16 protein-coding genes are annotated in these 22277 nt (G+C 67.7%); 10 read left to right on the top strand and 6 right to left on the bottom strand.

All coding sequences use genetic code 11. From position 1 onward, the window contains the following. Positions 1-63: 63 nt before the first annotated feature. The 3 genes from tssF to MBR110_RS27575 all read left to right on the top strand — a co-directional run bounded on the left by tssF (position 64) and on the right by MBR110_RS27575 (position 3881). Entirely contained in the window at positions 64-1824 is a 1761-nt protein-coding gene (gene tssF, locus MBR110_RS27585; RefSeq protein ID WP_258570019.1) for a type VI secretion system baseplate subunit TssF, read from the top strand. A gap of 53 nt (positions 1825-1877) precedes the next feature. Then, the gene (tssJ, locus tag MBR110_RS27580; RefSeq protein WP_226246230.1) at positions 1878-2357 is read left to right on the top strand and encodes a type VI secretion system lipoprotein TssJ; all 480 of its coding nucleotides are present in this window, start codon (positions 1878-1880) and stop codon (positions 2355-2357) included. A gap of 258 nt (positions 2358-2615) precedes the next feature. Then, positions 2616-3881, top strand: coding sequence for an NAD(P)/FAD-dependent oxidoreductase (locus MBR110_RS27575; protein WP_046422868.1), 1266 nt, complete (start codon positions 2616-2618; stop codon positions 3879-3881). Between the two features lie 39 nt (positions 3882-3920). On the opposite strand, the gene MBR110_RS27570 is transcribed toward MBR110_RS27575, so the two are convergent. Together MBR110_RS27570 and MBR110_RS27565 are read right to left on the bottom strand one after the other, a co-directional pair. Next, positions 3921-5354 (bottom strand): efflux transporter outer membrane subunit, encoded by a 1434-nt coding sequence (locus MBR110_RS27570; RefSeq protein WP_181709535.1) that lies wholly within the window; start codon positions 5352-5354, stop codon positions 3921-3923. Continuing rightward, positions 5351-6400 carry an HlyD family secretion protein gene (locus MBR110_RS27565; RefSeq protein ID WP_176315263.1) on the bottom strand — a complete coding sequence of 350 codons (1050 nt, stop codon included), beginning with the start codon at positions 6398-6400 and terminating at the stop codon, positions 5351-5353. Before MBR110_RS27565 ends, MBR110_RS27570 begins: the two co-directional genes overlap by 4 nt. 83 nt (positions 6401-6483) lie before the next feature. Here MBR110_RS27565 and MBR110_RS27560 point away from each other — a divergent pair, with 83 nt between their 5' ends. Next, positions 6484-8061, top strand: a complete 1578-nt coding sequence (locus MBR110_RS27560) for an MFS transporter (protein ID WP_059456650.1) — start codon at positions 6484-6486, stop codon at positions 8059-8061. Between the two features lie 89 nt (positions 8062-8150). Here MBR110_RS27560 and MBR110_RS27555 read toward each other — a convergent pair whose 3' ends face one another. Next, positions 8151-9131 (bottom strand): alpha/beta fold hydrolase, encoded by a 981-nt coding sequence (locus MBR110_RS27555; RefSeq protein WP_011880429.1) that lies wholly within the window; start codon positions 9129-9131, stop codon positions 8151-8153. A gap of 407 nt (positions 9132-9538) precedes the next feature. On the opposite strand from MBR110_RS27555, the gene MBR110_RS27550 reads away from it, so the two are divergent. The 4 genes from MBR110_RS27550 (at position 9539) to MBR110_RS27535 (ending at position 12870) form a co-directional block, all read left to right on the top strand. Then, positions 9539-9964, top strand: a complete 426-nt coding sequence (locus tag MBR110_RS27550; protein ID WP_046422863.1) for a DUF3331 domain-containing protein — start codon at positions 9539-9541, stop codon at positions 9962-9964. 320 nt (positions 9965-10284) lie between these two features. After that, complete coding sequence (locus MBR110_RS27545) at positions 10285-12081, top strand: ATP-binding protein (protein ID WP_176044280.1); 1797 nt, start codon at positions 10285-10287, stop codon at positions 12079-12081. 191 nt (positions 12082-12272) lie between these two features. Then, positions 12273-12686, top strand: coding sequence for a DoxX family protein (locus MBR110_RS27540; protein ID WP_059740356.1), 414 nt, complete (start codon positions 12273-12275; stop codon positions 12684-12686). Between the two features lie 31 nt (positions 12687-12717). Beyond that, positions 12718-12870, top strand: coding sequence for a hypothetical protein (locus MBR110_RS27535; protein WP_155624700.1), 153 nt, complete (start codon positions 12718-12720; stop codon positions 12868-12870). Between the two features lie 216 nt (positions 12871-13086). On the opposite strand, the gene MBR110_RS27530 is transcribed toward MBR110_RS27535, so the two are convergent. Together MBR110_RS27530 and MBR110_RS27525 are read right to left on the bottom strand one after the other, a co-directional pair. Continuing rightward, positions 13087-13995 (bottom strand): LysR family transcriptional regulator, encoded by a 909-nt coding sequence (locus MBR110_RS27530; RefSeq protein WP_059696755.1) that lies wholly within the window; start codon positions 13993-13995, stop codon positions 13087-13089. A gap of 351 nt (positions 13996-14346) precedes the next feature. Further along, positions 14347-15162 carry a response regulator transcription factor gene (locus tag MBR110_RS27525; RefSeq protein WP_014726065.1) on the bottom strand — a complete coding sequence of 272 codons (816 nt, stop codon included), beginning with the start codon at positions 15160-15162 and terminating at the stop codon, positions 14347-14349. A 987-nt stretch (positions 15163-16149) separates the two neighbouring features. Between MBR110_RS27525 and MBR110_RS27520 the strand changes: the two genes are divergently transcribed. Both MBR110_RS27520 and MBR110_RS27515 read left to right on the top strand, forming a co-directional pair. Further along, positions 16150-19527, top strand: a complete 3378-nt coding sequence (locus tag MBR110_RS27520; protein WP_181709534.1) for a YadA family autotransporter adhesin — start codon at positions 16150-16152, stop codon at positions 19525-19527. Positions 19528-19833: 306 nt separating this feature from the next. Then, on the top strand, positions 19834-20724 hold the full coding sequence (locus tag MBR110_RS27515; RefSeq protein ID WP_181709533.1) for an amino acid ABC transporter substrate-binding protein: 891 nt from the start codon (positions 19834-19836) through the stop codon (positions 20722-20724). A gap of 88 nt (positions 20725-20812) precedes the next feature. Here MBR110_RS27515 and MBR110_RS27510 read toward each other — a convergent pair whose 3' ends face one another. Beyond that, on the bottom strand, positions 20813-22204 hold the full coding sequence (locus MBR110_RS27510) for a PAS domain-containing sensor histidine kinase (protein WP_014726061.1): 1392 nt from the start codon (positions 22202-22204) through the stop codon (positions 20813-20815). Positions 22205-22277: the final 73 nt, after the last annotated feature.

The following is a 22277-nucleotide window of genomic DNA, read 5'->3' as shown; positions in this document are numbered from 1 at the left end:
CGCATGGATGCCGAGCGGATAACGCAGCAAGACGATCCGTTTCTGAAGTATTTCGATTCGGAAATGCGCTACCTGCGCGAAGCGGGCAGAGAATTCGCCGAAGCGCAGCCACAGGCCGCGCGCCAACTGGGGATGACTTCGCCCGGTGCACGGGACGAGCGAGTGGAAGCTGCATACGCGGGCTTCGCATTTCTAGCGAGTCGGCTGCGAATGAAGCTCGATGATGCGCTGCCGGAAGTGACTGATCCGCTGATCGACCATTTGTGGCCGCATGCGGGCCGTACCATTCCGTCGCTGGCAATCCTTCAGTGCGAGCCACGCACGGGCGAGGCCCGGATTCTGGATACCTTACCGGCGGGGCTGCGGGTGCGCTCCACGCCGATTGGGTCCGACGCCACGGTGTGTGTCTATCGCACCACTCAACCGGTACGCTTGCTGCCGCTCGAGATCCGCGAAGCCGGCGTGCGGATGCGAGAGGACGGCCGCACGGTGATCCGGCTTGCATTCAATCTGCTGCATCGCGAGCAGCGTCTGCTCGACGATCTGTCGCGTATTCGCCTGTATCTCCATGGTGACCGGCCGACCGCATCGGCGCTGTACGCAGTGTTCACACGGCAGGTCGAATCGGTCGGTGTGCGTATGCCACGCGTGCTCGACGGTCAGTTGCAACCACAACCGGATGTGCGTTTTGAGGCAGCCGGATTCGGTCCCGATACCCGATTGTGGCCGGTCGACCACGGCGCACGCGACGCCGAGCTCGATCGTGAACAGACACTGCTCGAGTATTTCTCGTTCCCGGAAAAATTTCACTTCGTCGACCTCTGCGGATTCAACACGGCAAGCGTGCCGTCCGGTGAGACGCGCATGGAGTTCGAGATCGTGATCGACGGCCGCATGGCCGGCGACGTGACGTTCGACGCGGACAATATCCGTCTGTTCTGCACGCCGGTGATCAACCTGTTCGAAGTGGATGCGCAGGCGATTCGCCCCAATGCCCATGACCGCGATTATCCGGTACGTCCACCTGTTTCCGCTGGCGATCATGTCGAGCCCTACGACGCCTTGTCGGTCGTGGCAGCCGATCCTCGCCATGCGATGCAATTCGAATACCAGTCGTTCAAGGAGTTTCGGCACCGCGGCGGGATGATGCGCTACGAGTCGCCCGAGCGCTATTACCACGCGTCGATTCGTCACGGCGTAACCGGCCAGCGAGAGATGTGGATCACGCTCGGCGGCCATCTATGGGATGAACCCGACAGCCTGCCGGACGGGCACGTAACGGTTCGGGTGCTGGCAAATAATGGCCGTTTGCCGCGTATGGCGCTACGCGAATCGATGATTACCGAGCCGGTATCGGCGTTTGCAGGTGTCGAGCGGGTGCGCAATCTCACGGCGCCGACGATGCCGCTTTATCCGCCGCGTGGCAGCGAATACGACTGGAAAGTCGTTTCACACTTCAATGCGATGGGTTCGACTGAACTCAACATGATGGATGCGAGTGTGCTGCGCGGTGCGCTGTCGCTGTACGACTGGTCGGCACAGGACGATAACCGGCGGCGTATCGAGGCGATTCGCGATGTATGGCTGGATGAAGACACTGAAATCGTGGGTGCACGCGTCGACAGAATCATGAACGTGAATGTTGGCATCGAGCCATCGAGCTTCGCCGGTCCGGGCGATGTCGCGCTGTTCGGCGACGTGATGAGCCGCTTCGTCGGTCGTTACGCCTGTTTCCATTACGCGGTGCGACTCGTGCTGCATGAAGGTGTGGGTGGACCGGTTCGCCGTTATCCAAGCGCAGTCAAGGCGGGAGATTGGTTGTGACACAGCAGACGAAACGGACGCGACGACGGAGCCAGCTTGCGGGCGCATGGGTAATGGCCGCTGCACTGCTCTCCGGCTGCGGCATGTGGCAGTCGGCAAAGGAAACGACCGTCGACGCAACGCGCGCGGTATTCACCCGCAAGGTCAAGCAGATGAACCTCGTGATCGAGAGCCGCGCTGCGCTGAATCCGAACGAGCGGGGCCAATCATTGCCCGTCGTAGTGCGCGCTTATCAGTTGAAGGATACGAAGGCCTTTGAAAAGGCATCCTACAGCCGACTGCTTGACGATGATCGTGAACTGCTGAAGGTCGATCTCGCCGGCAGCATGGAGGCCGTACTTGGGCCGGGCGCAACGGTCAAGCTGTCGGCGCCGATGGCGGACGAAGTCCAGGCGGTGGGTGTCGTGGGATTTTTCCGCGATCAGGACGGCGCCACGTGGCAATTGGTGATCCCCAAGTCCCAGTGGAAGAAAACGGACCCGGTGAAACTCATCGTGACGGGCAACCAGATTGAATTGGGCGCGAACCATTGACGATGCAGCGGATGAGCGCGGCGATTCTCGATACATCGACCATGCGAGGCGAGCGGTAGCCAATGACGAAGCATGACGAAATGAGGGAAAACGTCCAGCCACCTCGACGCTGAATCCCGCCAGCATTCCCCACCCACCCCCACCTTAATTGTTATGAACCCCGCCGCGCGCCGCGCCACCCCGGCGTACATTCGCGACTGCGGCGGCGATCATCCCACCAGCCGGCCGCGTCCCCATCGCCAACATCGGGAGCCGCGCATGAATCAGCCGCACCACATACGAATCATCGGCATGCCGCGCAGCCGCGACGCGTATGCGATCCGCGATTTCCTGCAGCGTCGCATGGTCGCGTACGACTGGTGCGAGCTCACCTCCGACGCCGACTGCACGCGCGAGCTCGGCATCGCACCGTTGCGCGACGTCCGGCTGCCGGTCGTGATCTTTCCGGACGGCTCGCGCCTGTACCAGCCGACGCTCGCGGAAATCGCCGCGCGGCTCGGCTGGGTCGCGCAGCCGCGCTTCGTCGAATACGACGTGTCGATCTACGGCGCGGGGCCGGCCGGTTTGTCGGCGGCCGTCTATGCGGCATCGGAAGGGCTGCGCGCGGTACTGATCGAGCGCGCCGCGGTGGGCGGTCAGGCCGGCACCAGCTCGCTGATCGAGAACTACATGGGCTTCCCGGACGGCATTCCCGGCGCGGAACTCGCGGAGCGCGCGCGAGAACAGGCCATGAAGTTCGGCGTCGAACTGCTGACGATGCGCGAAGGCGTGCACGCGCGCTTCGTCGACGGCAAGATTCACGTCGATCTCGCCGATGGCTCGGTGCTCGTCGCCCGCTCGAACATCTGCGCGACCGGCATCGAATACCGCAGCCTCGGGCTGCCGGAGGAGCCCGCGTTTCTCAACGCCGGGCTGTTCTACGGCGCCGGATCGAGCGAGGCGCCGATGTGCTCCGGTGAACACGTGTTCATCGTCGGCGGCGGCAATTCGGCCGGCCAGGCCGCGATGAATTTCTCGCGCCATGCGCGCGAGGTCACGATGCTCGTGCGCGGCGCATCGCTCGCCGACACGTTGTCGCGCTATCTGATCGACCGGATCGAGCGCACGCCGAACATCACGGTGCGCTACCGGTCGGCGGTCGACGCACTGTACGGCGACGGCTGGCTCGATGCGATCGGAATCCGCACGGACGACGGCCCATCCGAATGCGTGCCGGCCACGCGCCTGTTCGTCTGCATCGGCGGCGCGCCGAATACCGAATGGGCGAAGGACACCGCCATCATCCGCAATCCCGGCGGCTATCTCGTCACCGGCACCGATCTGTACGACTGTCCGGCGTTCGAACGGGTGTGGCCGCTCGAACGCCGTCCCTACTATCTCGAGACCAGCGTGCCGGGCTCGTTCGCGGCGGGCGACGTACGGTCCGGGTCGGTCAAGCGCGTCGCGTCGGCAGTCGGCGAAGGCGCGATGGCCGTGACCTTCGTGCACCGGTTTCTCGGCGAGGATGCGCACCGGCTCGCATGATGCGCGCGTGCATGCGCGCACCGCACGACGAGCGCGGCTTCACTGCGCATTGGTTTGCACCGCATCGCGCGCCGCTTGCCGGCCCGCTCCCGCGGGCGCCGTCCAGCCGCCACCCAGCGCACGCACGAGGCTCACCGTCGCGATCGCGAGCGCTTGCCGGCTGTGAATCAACTGGCGCCGGGCATTCAACGCGTCACGGTCCGCATCGATGACTTCCAGATAGCCGACGTAACCATGCGCATAGCGGCTCAGCGACAGCCGCGCGGCGGCATCCGTCGCGCGCACGGCGTCGCCGTAGCGCGCGATCCGCTCCCGTTGCGCGGCGATGTCATTGAGCGCGTCCTGTACGTCGCGCAACGCGCCGATCGCAGTCGCCCGGTAGTTCGCGTCGGCAACCTCGACGCCGGCTCGCGCGGCCGCCACCGCGGCATCGCGTTTGCCACCGTCGAACAGCGTCAGCGCGACGTTCGCGCCGAGGCTCCACAGCGAGCTGTTGCGATCGATGAAGGTGCGCAGGTCGCGGGTCGCGAAGCCGCCGTCGGCGGTCAGCGTCAGCGTCGGCAGCCACGCGGTGCGCGCGATGCCGACCTCGAGCGACGCGGCATCGACACGCCGCGCGGCGGCGAACACGTCCGGGCGGCGCGCGAGCAGCGTCGACGGCAGGCCGGGCGGCACGTCCGGCACGCGAACGGGCACGGTGCTCGCCTCGAGCTCGAACGCGCTTGGGGCTGCACCCGTCAGCACTGCAATGGCATCGACGAGATTCTCGCGCAAGCGCCGGCTGTCCGCGAGATCGGCGCGCGCGGTATCGAGATCGGCCGACGCGCGCAGTGCGTCGAGGTCGCTCGCCGCGCCGGCCCGCACGCGGGCGGCGATCACGTCCAGCTCGGTGCGGCGCAGCCCGATCGCGCTGTCGAGCGTCGCGAGATCGTCGTCGACGTAGCGCAGCGTCAGGTAGTCGACGGCAACCTCGGTCGCCACCCGCAGCCGAACCGCATCGCGATCGGCCGCGGCCTGCAGCACGTTCTGCGCACCGACATCCGTGTCGCCGCGCAGCCGGCCCCACAGATCGACTTCGTAACTCGCGGCGACGGGCACCGACCAGTTGTGCATCGTGCGCTTCGGCAACGCGTTGTCGACGGTGCCTGATACGCGCGCGCGGCTGAACGACGGATCGGCGCGCACGCTCGGCCACAGCGCGGCGTCGCGCATGCCGAGCAGCGCTTGCGCCTGCGCGACGCGCGCGGCGGCGGCGCGCACGTCGAAGTTGTGCGCGAGCGCGGCGTCGACGAGCGAGTGCAGTTGCGGGTCGCCGAACCATGCGGGCCACGCTTGCATCGATGGCGCATGCTCGGCCGACGCGTCGGCATGCTGAAACCGGTCGTGCCCGAGCGCCACCGGCGCGAGCGGCTGCGGTGCGATCGAGCACGCGCTCAACAGGCTCGCGGCGAGCAGGGCGGATGCGCGCTTCATCGTGCGTCAGGGCTGCGCTGCAGCGTGACGACGACCGACAGCCCGGGCCGGATGCGCGGCTCCGTCGCCGCCGGGCCGTCGAGCAGGATCTTCACCGGCACGCGTTGCGTGACCTTCGTGAAATTGCCGGTCGCGTTGTCGGGCGGCAGCAGCGCGAACTGCGCGCCGGTCGCCGGCGACAGGCTGTCGATGCGGCCGCTGAAGGTGCGCTGCGGCAGCGCATCGAAGCGCAACTGCACGGCGTCGCCGGTGCGCACGTTGCGCAGTTGCGTCTCGCGGAAATTGGCGACGATCCACGGATGCGGCTCGACCAGCGTGAGCAGCGCCTGGCCGGGCGCGACGTGCTCGCCGGTCTCGACGGTCTTCTTGCCGACGTAGCCGTCCGACGGCGCGACGACGGTCGTATAGCCGAGCTGAAGCTGCGCGTCGCGCAGTTCGGCGTCGTTCTGGGCAGCCGCGGCATCGGCGGCCTGCGACGCGGCGAGGGCGCTGCGCAGTTGCGCGTCGGCCGCCGCGACGCGCGCCCGCGCCGATTTGCGCGCGGCATCGGCCGCGTCGAACTCCTGCTTCGACAAACCGCGCGGCGTCTCGTGCGCCAGCTCGCTGGCCCGCGCGTAATCGAGCTCGGCCTTCTCGGCATCGGCGCGCGCGGCAACGAGCGCCGCGTCGGCCTGCGCGATCAGCGCGACGGCGCGGCTCGCATCGGCGCGGGTCTGCGCGACGCGCGCGCGCTGCGCGGCGACGCGCACGTCGAAGTCGCGCCGATCGATCTGCACGAGTGCCTCGCCCGCGTGGACGAACTGGTTGTCGTCGACGAGCACACGCTCGACCGTGCCGGCCACGCGCGGCGAGATCACATGCAGGTGGCCGGTCACGTACGCATCGTCGGTGCCGAGGTCGCGCGTATCGAACGCGTACAGCAACGACCCGACGAGCAGCAGCGCGAGCACCGCGATCGCGACGATCGCCGGCGCGCGCGCACGCGACGGCGCGGGCGCAGTCGCAGCCGATGCAACGGGCGGGGTGGGGGACGGGGGCGGCGTCATGTTCGGCAAACTCCATCGTACGGGCAGGTTTCGGCGCATCGCGTTATGCTTGCGCCAGCTTGACAGGCGGGAGCCGCTCGACGATGAACACCACGTTCGCCCCCGGTAGTGCCGCGGCGCCGGCTGTCGGCCCCGCTTCCGACATCCCGACGTTTCGTTCGATCGCGGCGATCGCGGCCGTGCTGCTCGGCGCGATCATCGCGACGCTGACGTCGCGCATCACGTCGCTCGGCCTCGCCGACGTGCGCGGCGCGCTCGGCGCGGGCTTCGACGAAGGCGCGTGGATCAACACCGCATTCACCGCATCGCAGATGTTCGTCGGGCCGCTCGCGATCGCGGCCGCGTTCCTGTTCGGCACACGCCGCGTGCTGCTCGCAGGCGCCGCGGTGTTTCTGTGCGCGGAGACCGCGCTGCCGTTGTGCACGCAGTTCGGCGCATTCATCGTGTGCCAGGCGATCGCCGGGCTCGCGTCGGGCGTGTTCGTCCCGCTGACGATCGGCTTCGTCGTGCGCACGCTGCCGCCGCGGCTGATTCCGTTCGGCATCGCCGCGTACGCGATGAATCTCGAGATGTCGCTGAACCTGTCGGCCACGCTCGAAGGCTGGTACAGCGAACACCTGAGCTGGCGCTGGCTGTTCTGGCAGAACGCGGCGCTGACCGTGCCGTTCATCGCGTGCCTGATGGTGTCGCTCGCCGACGAGCCGGTCCGCCGCTTCGCATCCGGCATCGACGCGCGCGGCATGCTGCTCGGCGCCGGCGGCTTCACGTGCCTGTGCATCGCGCTCGACCAGGGCGAGCGGCTGTTCTGGCTGCAGTCGCCGCTGATCGTCGCGCTGCTCGCAATCGGCACGCTGATGATCGCCGCATTCCTGATTCACGAGCTGGTGTCGCCGCGCGCGGGCATCGATCTGAGCTATCTCGTGCGCCCCAACATCGCATTGCTGATCGTGCTGGTCGGCCTCGTGCGCTTCACCGTGCTGAACACGAGCTTCATCCCGTCGCTGTTCCTGGCGAGCACCTACGGGCTGCGTCCGCTGCAGATCGGCGATACGCTGCACTGGATCGCGATACCGCAACTGTTGTTCGCGCCGTGCGTCGCGCTGCTGCTGCAACGCGTCGATCCGCGCCGGCTGATCGTCGCCGGGTTCGTGACGGTGGCGATCGCGTTCGCGCTCGGCGCGCAGCTCACGCCGGTGTGGGCCGAGCCCGACTTCGTTCCGTCGCAATTGCTGCAGGCGCTCGGGCAGACGATGGCGCTCACGTCGGTCATCGTGTTCTTCGGCCGGCACGTGACGGCCGAGCATGCGCTGACGTTCGGCGCGGTCGTGCAGACCACGCGTCTGCTGAGCGGTCAGCTCGGCACGACGGCCATTGCGGTGATCCAGCGAATCAGGGAGGCAACCCATTCGAATCTCGTCGGTCTGCACGTGTCGCTGTCCGATCCGGAGACGCTCGAGCGGCTGCGGGCCGGGGCGGCGTCGCTGGTGGCGCACGGCGCGACGTTCGCGACCGGCAACCAGGCCACCTACGCGCTCGTCGATCGCGCGGTGCGCGTGCAGGCCACCACGCTCGCACTCGCCGACAACTTCCGCGTCGCGATGGCGTTCGCGCTCGTCGGCGCGGCGATCGGCCTGGTACTGCGCCCGGCGCGTGCGCCGTGAGTGCGCGACCGCGCATCTGAAAATTCCTGAAAAAATCTGTGGCGGCGTGCGTCGTCGCGGCGGGTTCGCCGCCGCGACGGACGTCACGCTTACGCCTGCAGGAACGCGAGCAGCTCCGCGTTGATGCGATCGGCGTTGACGACGCACATCCCGTGGGCGCCGCCTTCGATCACCTTCAGCACCGCGTGCTTGACGATCTTCGACGACAGCCGGGCCGAATCGTCGATCGGCACGATCTGGTCGTCGTCGCCGTGCAGCACGAGCGTCGGCACGTCGAACTTCTTCAGGTCGTCCGTGTAGTCGACTTCGGAGAACTCCTTCACGCACAGATACTGGCCGTGGATGCCGCCCATCATGCCCTGCGACCAGAACGCGTCGATCGTGCCTTGCGACACCTTCGCGTTCGGACGGTTGTAGCCGAAGAACGGCACCGCGAGATCCTTGTAGAACTGCGAGCGATTCTCCGCGACGTTCTTGCGGATGCCGTCGAACACGTCCATCGGCAGGCCGCCCGGATTGGTCGGCGACTTCACCATCTGCGGCGGCACCGCGCCGATCAGCACGGCCTTCGACACGCGCTTCGTGCCGTGGCGGCCGATGTAGCGCGCGACTTCGCCGCCGCCGGTGGAGTGGCCGACGAGCGTCGCTTCGCGCACGTCGAGCGCGTCGAGCAGCGCGGCGAGATCGTCCGCGTACGTGTTCATGTCGTTGCCGTGCGACGGCTGGCTCGACCGGCCATGGCCACGGCGGTCGTGCGCGATCACGCGATAGCCGTGCTGCACGAGGAACAGCATCTGCGCATCCCACGCGTCGGCGCACAAGGGCCAGCCGTGCGAGAACACGACCGGGCGACCCGCGCCCCAGTCCTTGAAGTAAATCTGCGTGCCGTCTTTCGTGGTGATCGTGTTCATCGTATGAGCTCCTGGGTGGGCTGAAGAGGCGTTGCCGGCCGGCTTGCCGGCCGCGGCCGCCATCGTGGGCAGCGCGGCTGCCGCAACGGCCGTGGCCCCCGCAAGCAGCATGTCGCGGCGGCGCGCCGACGGTACGGCATCGGTCTGTTCGGGATGCATCTGGACTCCTGGGGTATGCGGCGGCGTTGCCGCACGGGATGGTGAATCGGTGCGACCGGCCTCCGCCATCCCGTCGTGCGGCCGGTCTGCGCCGCCACGTGCCGGCCGACGCGGCGCGGACGAGCGAATGCCGTCAGGAGCGTATCCCGGCGCCGCGAGCGCCGTACTGAAATCCGGCTGAATTTTCTTGAACGCGCCCGCGTGCGAGCGGGAGGCCGCGCTGCAGAACAATTCAGTCCGTCACCGAGACTCTTCAGCGGACGGCGACTATCGTCGACATCGGGCCGCCCGGCGCACGTCGCGTCGGCTGGCGTCGGCCGCAGCCCGCGCCGCGCGACGCGAACGAGCCCGGATCGCCCGGATCACCGAATCGCGGGCCCGCCCGTTACTTGCCTGGATATGCCGCCATGGACGCGTTCACTCGTTGGGAGCTGATGATCACATCGCTCGGGCCGTCGCCCGTCGCGGGGCTGCGGCCGACGCCGCGCGCCGCGCAGACGGACGGCCGCAGCCGCCTTCATCGGGACGACCCGCCGATCCCGTCGAGCGGCGACGCGCGGCGCCGCAGCGCGATCATCGCCGCCGAACGGCAGACCGATTCGTCGGTGCTGGTGTCGTGGAGCGACTCGACCCACTGCCGCTACGACGAGCAGCGCTGGATCAGCGCGAAGGCGCGCTCGCGCGGCCGCTGCGCGCTGACCGGGCTGCCGATCGCGACCGGCGACGCGATCTACAAGCCGCAATGGCGCGGCGCGAAGCGCCCGGCCAACTGCCGCGAGATGATCCTCGCGGCGGCGCTCGACCGCTTCGCCGTGCGGCAGCCGCACGCGTGACGCGACGCTGGGGAGCCGATCGACCGGTATTCGTTGGACGAATAAAAATCGGCATTCGGTCGAAAGCCTTTTCATCGCTTATTGGCCGATAAATTCATCGACGCAGCCCCGCTTTCATGCGTGAAACGCACCTGCGTGGGGCGGTAGCCGATTCGGCGAATCCAATACCGGTATTTACCAATTTCCGGTCATTTCAAAAAATGCGATCGTTCCATTCGGATAATTTGAATCATTCGATCATGCAAATACCGTAGCATTGACGCCGGATACGCGCGCTGCCCCCGCGGCGCGCGGTTGACCGTCACCAACGCGAAATTCTCATGATCCGGATAGGAACACTTCACGTTTTTCTCGACAGACGTGAAATTCGTTCGAACGGCACGTTGCTGCGTATCGGCAGCCGCGCATTCGAAATTCTCGAATTATTGATTCGGGCGGACGGTGCGCTGGTATCGAAAGATGAAATCATGCAGCGCGTCTGGCCGCATACCGTTGTTGAAGAAAACAACCTGCAGGTGCATATCGCGTCGCTGCGCAAGGCGCTGGCCGCCGACCGCAACCTTATCGTGACGGTGCCGGGCCGCGGCTACCGGCTGGTGGTCGAGCGGGACGGCGCCGAGCCGCCGGTGCGCACGGAGACGCTGCGCCCGGCCATGGTGCCCGGTGCGCTGTTCGGCCGCGAAACGATGCTGGCCGACGTGCAGGCCGCGCTGCAAGTCGCGCGCGTCGTCACGCTGGTGGGCGCCGGCGGGATCGGCAAGACGCGCGTCGCGATCGAGGCGGCCGCGCGTGCGGAAGAGCGGTTCCCGGAAGGGACGGTGTTCGTATCGCTGGCCACGGTGGCCTGCTCGAACTTCGTGCCCGACGCGCTTGCCAGCGCGTTCGGCATCGCGCAGCCGGCCGGCGCGCTGACGCTCGAAGCCGTGCTGGCCAGTGTCGCGCGGCGCCGGATGCTGCTCGTGCTCGACAATTGCGAACACCTGCTCGACGACGCCGCCCGGATCGCGAGCGCGCTGACCGATGCCGACGACGGGCTGAGCGTGCTCGCGACCAGCCGCGAGGCGCTGCGCATCCATGGCGAGCGCGTGTGCCCGGTGCCGCCGCTCGACGTGCCCGCTGCCGACGCCGACCCGCGCGATGCGATGAACGCGAGCGCCGTGCAGTTGTTCGCGGCGCGCGCGCGTGCGGCCGATCCGCGCTTTCCGCTGGATGAACGCAGCCTCGCGCTGATGGCATCGGTGTGTCGCCGGCTCGACGGGCTGCCGCTCGCGATCGAGCTGGCGGCCGCGCGCGCCGCCGTGCTCGGCATCGACGTGCTGGCCGCGCATCTCGACGATCACTTCAGGCTGCTGACCGGCGGCTTTCGCACGGCGTTGCCGCGCCACCAGACGCTGCAGGCGATGTACGACTGGAGCTACCGGCTGCTCGGCGACGACGAGCAGCTGCTGTTGCGCTGGCTCGGCGTGTTCCGCGACAGCTTCACGATCGAGGCCGTGCGCGAGGTCGTCGGCGCGAACGGGCCGTCCGGCACCGATCTGCTCGATACGATCGCCGGCCTCGTGTCGAAGTCGCTGCTGATCCTCGAGACCTCGCAAGGCGGCCCGCGCTACCGGCTGCTCACGACCACCCGCGCCTATGCACGGCAGCAGCTCGAGGCGCACGGCGAGTATGCGGCAGCGGCGCGCTCGCATCTGTGCTACTTCCTGAAGTTGTTCAGGCACGCGCCCGGCGGGCGCGGCAACGGCGCGGGTGGCAGCGTGCGGCTCGAAGTCGTGCGGCGCGAGCTCGGCAACCTGCGCGCCGCGCTCGACTGGGCATTCTCGACGGGCGGTGACCGCGCGCTCGGCATCGACCTCGCCGCGGTGGCGGTGCCGTGCCTGTTCGACCTGTCGCTCGTCGACGAATGCCGCGAGCGCGCGCGCGTGGCGCTCGACGCGATGCAGGATGCCGACGTGACGCCGGCCTGCGCCGATGCGCGCGTGCGCTTGCTCGCCGCGTATGCGGCGGCGCTCGCTCATACCGGCGGCTCGACGCAGGCCGCACATCACGCATGGCTGCAGGTGCATCGCCTCGGCCACGATGCGCTCGACGCCGACGCGCAGTCGCGCGAACCGTAACGCCGCGCAGGCTTCAGAAGGTTTCAGTCCGGCTACAGGACGGCACCGGTTCGCGCGCGTAGATTGTGCGAACGGCGCACGCAGGCCGCATGTCGGCGTGCGTGCCGCGATCGCCCGCGTTCGCTCGCGGTGGCGTGACGCCACCGAACGGGCGCGTCGGCGCCTCATCCGCCCATCCGGACGACCGTTACATGAATCCTGCCCAACCCGCCCCCGCCCGCATGGCCGTCGATCTCGGCCTGCTGTTCCTGCGCGTCAGCGCAAGCCTGCTGTTGCTCGTCGTGCACGGCTTGCCGAAGCTCGTCCACTACACGGCCGAAGCGGCCGCGATCGAGGACCCGTTCCATCTCGGGCGCACGCTGTCGATCCTGTTCGCGATCTTCGCGGAAGTCGTGTGTCCGATCTTCATGATCGTCGGCCTGTGGCCGAGGCTCGCCGCGTTGCCGGTGATGATCATCACCGTCGTCGCGCTGGTGTTCGTGCATCCCGACTGGTCGCTGCGCGACGGGCAGTTCGCGTGGATGCTGCTGATCCTGTTCGGTACGATCGCGATCGCCGGCGCTGGCCGCTATGCGCTGCCGCGCATCCCGCTTCGGCGCGCGTAGCGCGAGCGCAGGCGCGGCCGGCCTGCGCCCGTTGACCTTCGCCGCGTCGCCGGACGGCCTGGCGAAACATATCGCCGCCGAGGAGCGGATGCTGGTTCCGCCGGCCGAGAAGCCCCACGCGTCGTTCAGCCTGATCGGGCGGCTCGAGAAGGAGATGAAGCGCCTGCACGATACGCTCGGCTGACGCCGGCAGAGTCGCGGCGCTGTCGGCCGGGCGCAAGCGGGAGCGGAGAGCAGCGTGATGCAGCCGGGGCAGAGGCCACGCCGATTAAAGCCCTGAGCGGCGTGTCAGACGATCGGCACGGGGCGCCCGAGGCCGTGCGTGGAAGCGGGCGTGATCACGCGCCATGCGTGCCGCGCAGGGCGAACGCGCCCGCGCGCGGGCCGTCGAACGGCAGCGTCAGTGCGCAGCGGTGAAGCAATCGACGAGGTCGGGTTTGTCGAGTTGCTCGACCCACCAGTGCAGTGCGCGTCCGGCTTCGTCGCCGCGCCATGCGAGATAGCAGTGCGTGGTGTCGCGCATGCCCGTCACCTCGCGCGCGACGAGCTTGCCGCTGGCGATCGCGGGCGCCGCGATGCATTCCGGCAGCGTGCCGACCGCGAGGCCCGCGCATTGCGCCTCCAGTTTGGCGGTGAGCGTCGGCACGGCGAGGTACGGCTGGCCGGGGTCGATCCCAATCGACTGCGGCTGCAATTCGCGCGACGTATCGCTGATCACCGCGCCGCGATACTGGACGACCGAGGCCATCGACAGCGGTTCGGGCAGCGCGGCGAGCGGATGCGATGGCGCGACCGCGAACACGTGCTTGAGCGAGCCGATCGGCCGCGCGATGATGTCCGGCAGCTCGGGCGGCTCGCCGGCCGCGCCGACGACGAGATCGGCGCGACGCGAAATCAGCGCGTCCCACGCGCCGCCGAGCACTTCGGTCGACAGCCGCAGCCGCGTGTCCATCCCGAGCGCATAGAAGCGATGGACGTACGGCCACAGCGAGTCGAACGGCAGGATTTCGTCGATGCAGACGCGCACTTCCGTTTCCCAGCCCTGTTGCACGCGCAGCGCCTTCAGCTCGAGCTGTTCGGCCGCGCGCAGCAGGCGCCGGCCTTCCTCGACGACGACGCGGCCCGCATGCGTGAGCTTCGCGCGTCGTCCGCTGCGGTCGAACAGCGCGATGCCGAGGTCGCTCTCGAGTTTCTGCACTTGATAGGTCAGCGCGGACGGCACGCGGTGCAGCAGCTCCGCCGCTTCGGCAAACGTGCCGGTGCGGTCGATCGCGTCCAGGGCTTCGAGCGCTTCGAATGACAGCTTCATCGCGGGTTCCGGTAGAGAGGCTGGCGTATGGTACCAGCGCCAGCGCGGCGCGGGCAGCATGGGTCGTCGCGATTCGCAGGGCTGGTGCGCGTCGTCGTCGGCTCGCTGGCGCGGCTTGTGACGGCTCGCGGGTCGGACACTTCTTCATACGACTTCGTTCGGCCGATGGCAGGCGTAGGTGCGCACGACGAGCTATGCCAACGGCGCTTCGCGATGAAAGTCGCCAACTTGTTCGAGCGTCTCGCCGTGAGCGGCTATCACTCGTTCGCGGTGTGAGGATTCGGCAATGCCCGCACGGGCTGCCAAGCGCGAAACAGGGCGGGGCAGCCGCAGCCGTCGTTGCCGCCGCGGTTACGCGTCGCGTTCCCGCTTGCGGCCGGTCGCGGGCGCGGCCGCGACGCGCTGCCTGCGCCATTCGGTCGGCGTGATGCCGAACCGTTCGCGGAACGCGGTGGCGAAATTCGCGGGCGTCGCAAAGCCGATCTCCTTCGCGATGCTGGCGATGCTGAGCGACGTCGAATCCAGCAGATCGCGCGCGACGCGCAGCCGCTCGTGGCGCACGTATTCGAACACCGTCTGTCCGAGATTGTCGCGAAACGCGCGCGACAGGCGCTTCTCGTGCGTACCGACTGCGCGTGCCAGTTGCTCCACCGTCGGCGGCTCGTGCAGTGAACGCGACAGGTGGCGGATCGCCGCGCGCACGATGATGCCGTCGTCCCTGCCGGCCGCAGCCACGGCGGGCGCGTCCGATGCGTCGTCTGGCAGCGGGCGCCGCATTCGCATCAGCTGCACGCGGATCCGCGCGATGACTTCGGCCGGCTCGAACGGCTTGACGATGTAATCGACGCCGCCGATCTCGAGCCCTTCGATGCGCTCGTGCAGTTCGCCGGCCACCGTCAGGAAGATCACCGGGATCGCGCTCGTCAGCGGGTCGGCCGCCAGCCGCCGGCACGCGGTGAACCCGTCCATGCGCGGCATCCGCACGTCCATCAGCACGAGATCGGGCAACAGCGCCTGCGCGCGCTGGCACGCCTGCACGCCGTCGTGCGCGATGCTGATCCGGCACCCGGTGTCGCGCAGAAGGTCGACCAGCAAGCGCAACTGGTCGGGCTGATCGTCGGCGATCAGGATATGGGCATTGCTCAATACGGATGTCGAGGGCTGCATCGTTTACCTGTTCGGGAAGTGCCGCGGGCTGCGTTGCCGTGCGTATCGATTCCACTGCGGGAAAATCGTCGGAAGCTGCGACATGGCTTCACGAACGGGCGCGGCACGCGCGCATCGACAAACAGAATCGGCCGGTCTGCACGGCAGGCAGTATCTCGGCCCAATACCCGGCGTTGTCTCTTTCTATTGCTGACGCGATAAAGCGGCAGATCATGGTCGCGACCGGAATCGATGCGAATGGGATTGTAGGGGGAGATTCGAATCCTCACCAGCATAACGGCATGGATTATTCGGACGCGTGGCGAAAGTGCCGCAGGAAGGTTTTCCGGTTTTACGTTTTTTAACTTGATTGCGTTTCCCTCGGATTCGCTCCGGCAAAGCATTTGTCCGCTTCAGAAAACATTTTTATTGGTCGCGGAAATGCGCAATCGTTTGCGCATACCGTTTTTATAATGTAAGTCATTGAAAATACAGGATTTGTCATTTTATAAAGAATGACATCTTCTCGAACGCAAGGTGCTGTCCCATAATTCGTCCGAACTTTGGATGGCGAATCGATTCACCGGATCGGTCGGTCTGACAAAGAAGTCTGGCGCTGATGAAACCAAATCGGTTTCGCTAATCGATGTGTACCACGATACATATTCGGCGCGGCAATCTTCGTATCTGCATTAGCGGTGCAGAACGAATTGCCTTGGTGACAATGTGTCGCGTAAAGCAGTCGGTCGGGGCGCGACGGACGAAATAGAAAAAACGGGGTTAGTCGCGCCGCGCGGTGCGTCCCATTCGGATTGTCAATTGCAGCAGGCTGAATCGCGAGAATCGGCCGGGACGAACTCGTCCATAACCTGAACTTCGCATTGCTGAGGTTCTGGCAAATGGCGAACACGGCCCGGCGCGCCGCGCGAGCAACGAGAAGTCGGATTCGACGGTGTGAATGAACGTAAGTAGTCCATAAACCATAAGCCATATATAACGGAGCAGAAAATGCAGAGGAACCAGATATCGGCGCTCGTCGCCGCCATGTTCGCAAGCGCAGGTGTGCTGGTCGCGGGGGCTGCCCACGCCGACAACTTCGTCGACCGCGGCAATCCGGACAACGCGTTGACCGGGCAATGCATCGACGGCACGAACCCGTTGTGCGTCGCGACGAAGAGCGGCACGTACGTCGCGACCAGCAGCACGAACTTCACGTCGGGCGCGAACGCCAAGGCCGGTTCCAGCGGCATCGCGATCGGCGACCAGTCGAACGCCGGCAGCCAGGGCGGCTCGAGCAGCGGCGGCGGTATTGCGATCGGCGTCGGCGCGCAGGCGCTCGCGAACTCGGCGACCGCGATCGGCACGGTGGCGCTCGCGCAAGGCAACACGGCGCTCGCGGTGGGCCGCCAGTCGGCCGCGATCGGCGACTACTCGATGGCGCTGGGCAACGTCGCCGACGCGCACGGCACGAGCTCCATCGCGCTCGGTCACTCGGCGCTGGCGAGCGGCGATCGTTCGATTGCGATCGGCGGCGCGAATCCGACCACCAGCGACGGCGTCTCCAACGGCGCTTCCTACGACGCGGCGACGCAGACACGTGCGGGCGGCACGCAGTCGGTCGCGATCGGCGCGGGCGCGCAGACGAACGACAACAACCAGGTGGCGATCGGCTCCGGCAGCATCGGCGTGAACAACGGCGGTACGCCCGTGTTCGGCGGCACCGCGGCGCCGGTCGGCGGCGCGGTGTCGTTCGGTTCGGTCGGCCATGAACGGCAGATCCGCAACGTCGCGGCCGGCGCGGCCGATACGGACGCGGTGAACGTCGAGCAGCTGAAGAACGTCAACGGTACGCTGAGCACCGGCATCGCGAACGTCGATGCGCGCGTGACCTCCGTCGGCAATACGCTGTCGACGTCGATCGCCAGCGTCGACCAGCGCGTGACCAATGTCGGCAACAGCCTGAGCACCAGCATCGTCACCGCGACGCAGAACGTCGTCAAATACACCGACGATTCGCATGCGGCGATCGCGCTCGACGGCGCGAGCGGCACGACGATCAGCGGGCTCGCGGCCGGCGTTGCCGATACCGACGCGGTGAACGTCGGGCAACTGAAGGGCACCGTCGCGCCGCTGCAGACGTCGCTGTCGACCGCGGTCGGGAACATCACGAACCTGCAGAACAACGTGACCGGCCTGAGCGCGTCGCTGAGCACCGCGGCGTCGAACATTGGCGGCCTGCAGGCGGCCGACGCGCGCAACGTGAAGTACGACGGCGCGAGCGGCTTCGATTCGGTCACGTTCGCCGGCCCGAACGGCACGACGCTGCACAACGTCGCGGACGGCGTGGCCGCGAACGACGCGGTCAACGTCGGCCAGCTCGGCAAGGCGACCGATACGCTGAACCAGTCGATCGCCAACGTCGGCAACAGCGTGACGAAGCTCGGCGATCAGGTGAACGTGAACACCGGTAATATCGCCGCGCTGCAACAGGACGCGCTGCAATGGAACGCGGGCCTCGGCACCTATGACGCGAGCCACGGCGGCAACGGGCCGCAGCGCATCGGCAACCTCGCGGCCGGCCGCGACGGCACCGATGCGGTGAACGTCGATCAGCTGAATGCGGCGATCCACGACGGCACGAGCCAGCTCGACGCGCTCGCGGTGAAGTACGACGATGCGAGCAAGCGCCAGGTGTCGCTCGGCGCGGGCAACGGCGGCGTGCCGGTGCGCGTGACCAACGTCGCGGAAGGCAGCGTGTCGGCCGGCAGCACGGACGCGGTCAACGGCGCGCAGTTGCGCCGCGCGACCGACGCCACGGCGGCCGCGCTCGGCGGCGGTGCAACGGCGAATGCCGACGGCTCGCTCGGCGCGCCGTCGTACCGGGTTGGCGGCGATGCGTTCAACAACGTCGGCGACGCGTTGACGAACCTCGACGGCCGCGTCGGCAGCAACACGACGACGCTCGAGAATCACGAAACGCGCCTCGGCGACGCCGAAACCCATATCGCCGGCAATACGACCGCGATCGCCGGGTTGCAGAAGGACGCGCTGCAGTTCGACCCGACGCTCGGCGCCTACAGCGCCGCACGCGACGGCGCGCCGACGCAGCTGACCAATGTCGCCGACGGCCGGATCGCGGCCGGCAGCACGGATGCGGTCAACGGTGGCCAGCTGTACGGCGTGAAGACCGATCTCGAGCAGCAGATCACCCAGGTGTCGAACCAGACCGGCGAGGCCGTGAAGAACGTCGTCAAGTACGACGTCGACGGCAACGGCAACCGGCTGAACTCGGTGTCGCTGGTCGGCGGCAACGCCAGCGCGGCGGTCGTGCTGAAGAACGTCGCGGCGGGCACCGACGATACGGATGCGGTGAACGTGAAGCAGCTGAAGTCGGTGCAGTCGAACCTCGACCAGCTCGGCGCGCTCGCGGTGCAGTACGACGATGCCTCGAAGAGCTCGATCACGCTCGGCGGCGCGGGCGGCACGCGCATCACCAACGTGAAGGCCGGCGCGCTCAATGCGACCAGCACCGACGCGGTGAACGGCTCGCAACTGTACGCGACGAACCAGCAGGTCGCGCAGAACACGACCGACATCTCGAACCTGCAGAGCAACGTGACCAACATCGCGAACGGCCGGGCCGGGCTCGTGCAGCAGCAGGACGCGAACGGCGCGATCACGGTCGGCAAGGACTCGGGCGGCACGAGCGTGAACTTCGCCGGCACTTCGGGCGACCGCGTGCTGAGCGGCGTCGCGGCCGGCGTGAACGCGAACGACGCGGTCAACATGGCGCAGTTCAACAGCGCGCTGAACACCGCGGCGGCCAACGACCGGATCCGTGCGGCGGCGACCGATGCGAACACCACGTGGATCGCGCGTGCCGATGCCGGTTCGATCGGCTCGACGGCGACCGCGACCGGCAAGAACGCGGTGGCGGTCGGGCAGGGCTCGGTGGCCGATCGCGACAATTCGTTCTCGGTCGGCGCGCAGGGCAACGAGCGGCAGATCACCAACGTCGCGGCCGGCACGGCGCCGACCGACGCGGTGAACGTGCAGCAGCTGAACGACAACCTGAACGCTGCGTCGACGCAGGCGAACGGCTACACCGACCAGCGCGTCGGGCAGGTGTACAACGCGTTCAACGATCTGAAGAAAGACATGTACGGCGGCGTCGCCTCGGCGATGGCGGTGGCCGGCTTGCCGCAGCCGACCGGCGCGGGGCGCTCGATGGTGTCGGCGGCGACGTCGAACTATCACGGGCAGCAAGGGTTCGCGGCCGGTTATTCGTACGTGACGGAGAGCAACCGCTGGGTCGTCAAGGCGTCGGTGACGGGCAATACGCGCTCCGACTTCGGTGCGGTCGTGGGCGCCGGCTACCAGTTCTGATGCGGGCGCGAGCCCGTTGAACGGCGGCGCGCGGCGGGCAGGCGGGATGCCCGGCGCGTGCGCGGCCCGAGGTCGTCGATCGACCTCGGGCCGTTTGCATTGTCGATCGGGAAAATCCGGACGGCCCTGCGCCACGGCGCCGCCGCGCCGTTGACTTGCGTCAAGGGCACGCGAGGGGCGGCGCCTACAGTGAATTCACGTCGGGTCTCGAACACGCGCGGCGACGGCTGCGGAATGCGTTCCGCCCGTCGCCGCACGGCTCGCGACACCGCGCCTGCGGGGTGCCCATCGTGGAAAGGGGGAGTCATGAGACATCGGTCCTTTGCCGTGCTCGCCACATTGCTCGCGGCGTGCGTCGCGTCGACGGCCGCATGCGCGCAGACGCTCGACAAGATCTCGCGCTCCGGCCGGATCGTCGTGTCGTACCGCGAAGCCGCGGTGCCGTTCAGCTATCTGCTGACGCCGCACAAGGCCGTCGGCTTTTCGGTCGACGTGACCGAGGCCATCGTCGACGACGTCCGCAAGACGCTGCGCAGGCCCGACCTGCGGGTCGCCTACGTGCCGGTGACCGGACAGAACCGCATTCCGCTGCTGGTCGACGGCAGCTACGACCTCGAATGCGGATCGACGACCAATACGTCGGCGCGCGGCAAGGACGTCGCGTTCTCGATCAACTACTTCTATGCTGGCACGCGGCTGATGGCGAAGCGCGCGTCGCACATCGGCGACTACGCGGACCTTGCGCACCAGGCCGTCGCGACGGTTGCCGGAAGCACGAACGAGAAGACGTTGCGGCGCGAACTCGCCGCGCGGCACATCGATGCCGACGTGGTGCTCGCGAAGGACTATGCGGATGCACTGCAGATGGTCGCGACCGACAAGGTCGCCGCGCTCGCGCTCGACGACGTTCTGCTGTACGGACTGCGGGCGAATGCCGACGATCCCGGCAGTTGGGTCGTCGCTGGCGACGCGCTGCAGGTCGAGCCATACGCATGCATGGTGCGCAAGGACGATCCAGCGTTCAAGCGGCTCGTCGACGGCACGCTCACGCGGCTCATCAGAAGCGGCGAGTTCGCGCGGCTCTATGCGAAGTGGTTCCAAGCGCCGATTCCGCCGCGCGGCGCGAATCTCGACATGCCGATGAGCGCGGCGCTGAAGGCGAATCTCGTCACGCGCAGCGATCGGCCGGCCCAATGATCGACGACGAAGGCGACGTGCGCGCAGCGGTCGAACGCGCAACTGCCGCTACGCTCGCCTCACCGTCATGAACGGCCTCCGGTGTGCGCTAGCGGCGCGACAACGACGACAAGTGCACGACGAGTTCCTGCCCGCCGGTGGCGAGCGTCTTCCAGTCGGCGTCGCCGCCGATCGTCGCGACCTGCTCGCGTATCGCGAACAGCGCCGGAGGGCGCTGCCGGTCGACGAAGGCGTCGTCGAGCGCGCCGTCCTCCCGGATCGTCAACCTGACGAAACCGCTGGCCTGCCGCAACTGCACGCCGATGCGCGCAACGGGCACGCGCAGCCGCGCGGATTCGAGCGCATCGCGTGCGATCCGATAAAGCACCGACGCGGCCGCATCGTCCACCACGGTCGCGCTGAGGTCGGTGTCGATCTTCACGCCGTATCGGGCGAACAGATCCTGCGCGAGCCACTCGAGCGTGGCGGCGAGCCCGAACTCGTCGAGCATCGGCGGCCTGAGGTCGGCGGTAAGTTGCCGCACGTGCGCGGCGAGATGGTCCAGATGCGCGTCGATCTTCCGGCTGGCTTCGTCCGCGGTTCCGTCTCGCTGCATCAGCTGCGCATAACGTGCGTTCAGCGCGGCGATCTCGATCTTCAACGCGTCGAGCGGTTGTGCGAGCCCTTCGTGAAGCTCGCGGGCAACGCGTGCGAATTCGGCCTCGCGCTCACGCTGCACGCCGCGCGCGAGCTCGCGCAACGCATGGCGCGATTCGCGCAGCTCGCGCTCGGTCGCATTGCGGCGCGTGACGTCGTGGAACGTCAACAGCACCGGCGCATGAACTGCGTCGCTCGATACGGTCGCCAACACGTCGACGTCGCGGGTCCGACCGTCGCGGCGCGTGAGGACGCCAGCCGTCGGCTCGGTCCGCCCGTGCGGCGCGACTGGCGCCATCGCCAGTTGTCGACGCACGCCTTTCAGGCCGTCCGCGTCGAGCCACGCGGATGCCGCTGTGGCGATCACGTCTGCCGGCGCGAGCGCGCCGAGCAGCGCGAGGCATGCGTCGTTCACCCCGACGATCACGCCGTCGCGCATCAGCCACGTCGCAACGGGGTTGTGTTCGGCACATGCGCGCGGGTGCGCGGCGCGCGCCGGCGATGCGTCGATGGCGCGAACGCACGTCGCGATGCCGGCGGCGTTTGCGAGCGGTGCCGAGTCCGGTTCGATACGGCGCGCGTGCTCTGTTTCAGCGGATCGACACGTCGCGATGGTAGGGTGGGCCGGCATGCGCGCGCTGCGTCCGACCATGCGTTCGGCTGCCGGATTGAACAGAACGACGTGATCGCGATTGCTGGACGCGACGGGCGTATCGCACGCGGCATTCGTCTGATGGTCCGTGGCGGCGACGCGCTGCATTTTGCAGAAAACCCAGGCCCAGGTTCCGAGCGTGACGAACAGCCCGGCGACGGTCAATACGTCCATCGAATCGTTGTGCATCATCTTCGCGAGTCTCCGAGTGTCAAATATACTTGACGAAGGGATCGCCGCGGAAGAAAAATGGCGAGCCGGCGGG

Origin of the sequence: Burkholderia sp. MBR-1 (assembly GCF_013822785.1) — a bacterium.
In the GTDB taxonomy this organism is placed as follows: domain Bacteria; phylum Pseudomonadota; class Gammaproteobacteria; order Burkholderiales; family Burkholderiaceae; genus Burkholderia; species Burkholderia vietnamiensis.
The sequence above is the reverse complement of the archived record's forward strand: the minus strand, read 5'-3'. Positions and strand labels throughout refer to the sequence as shown.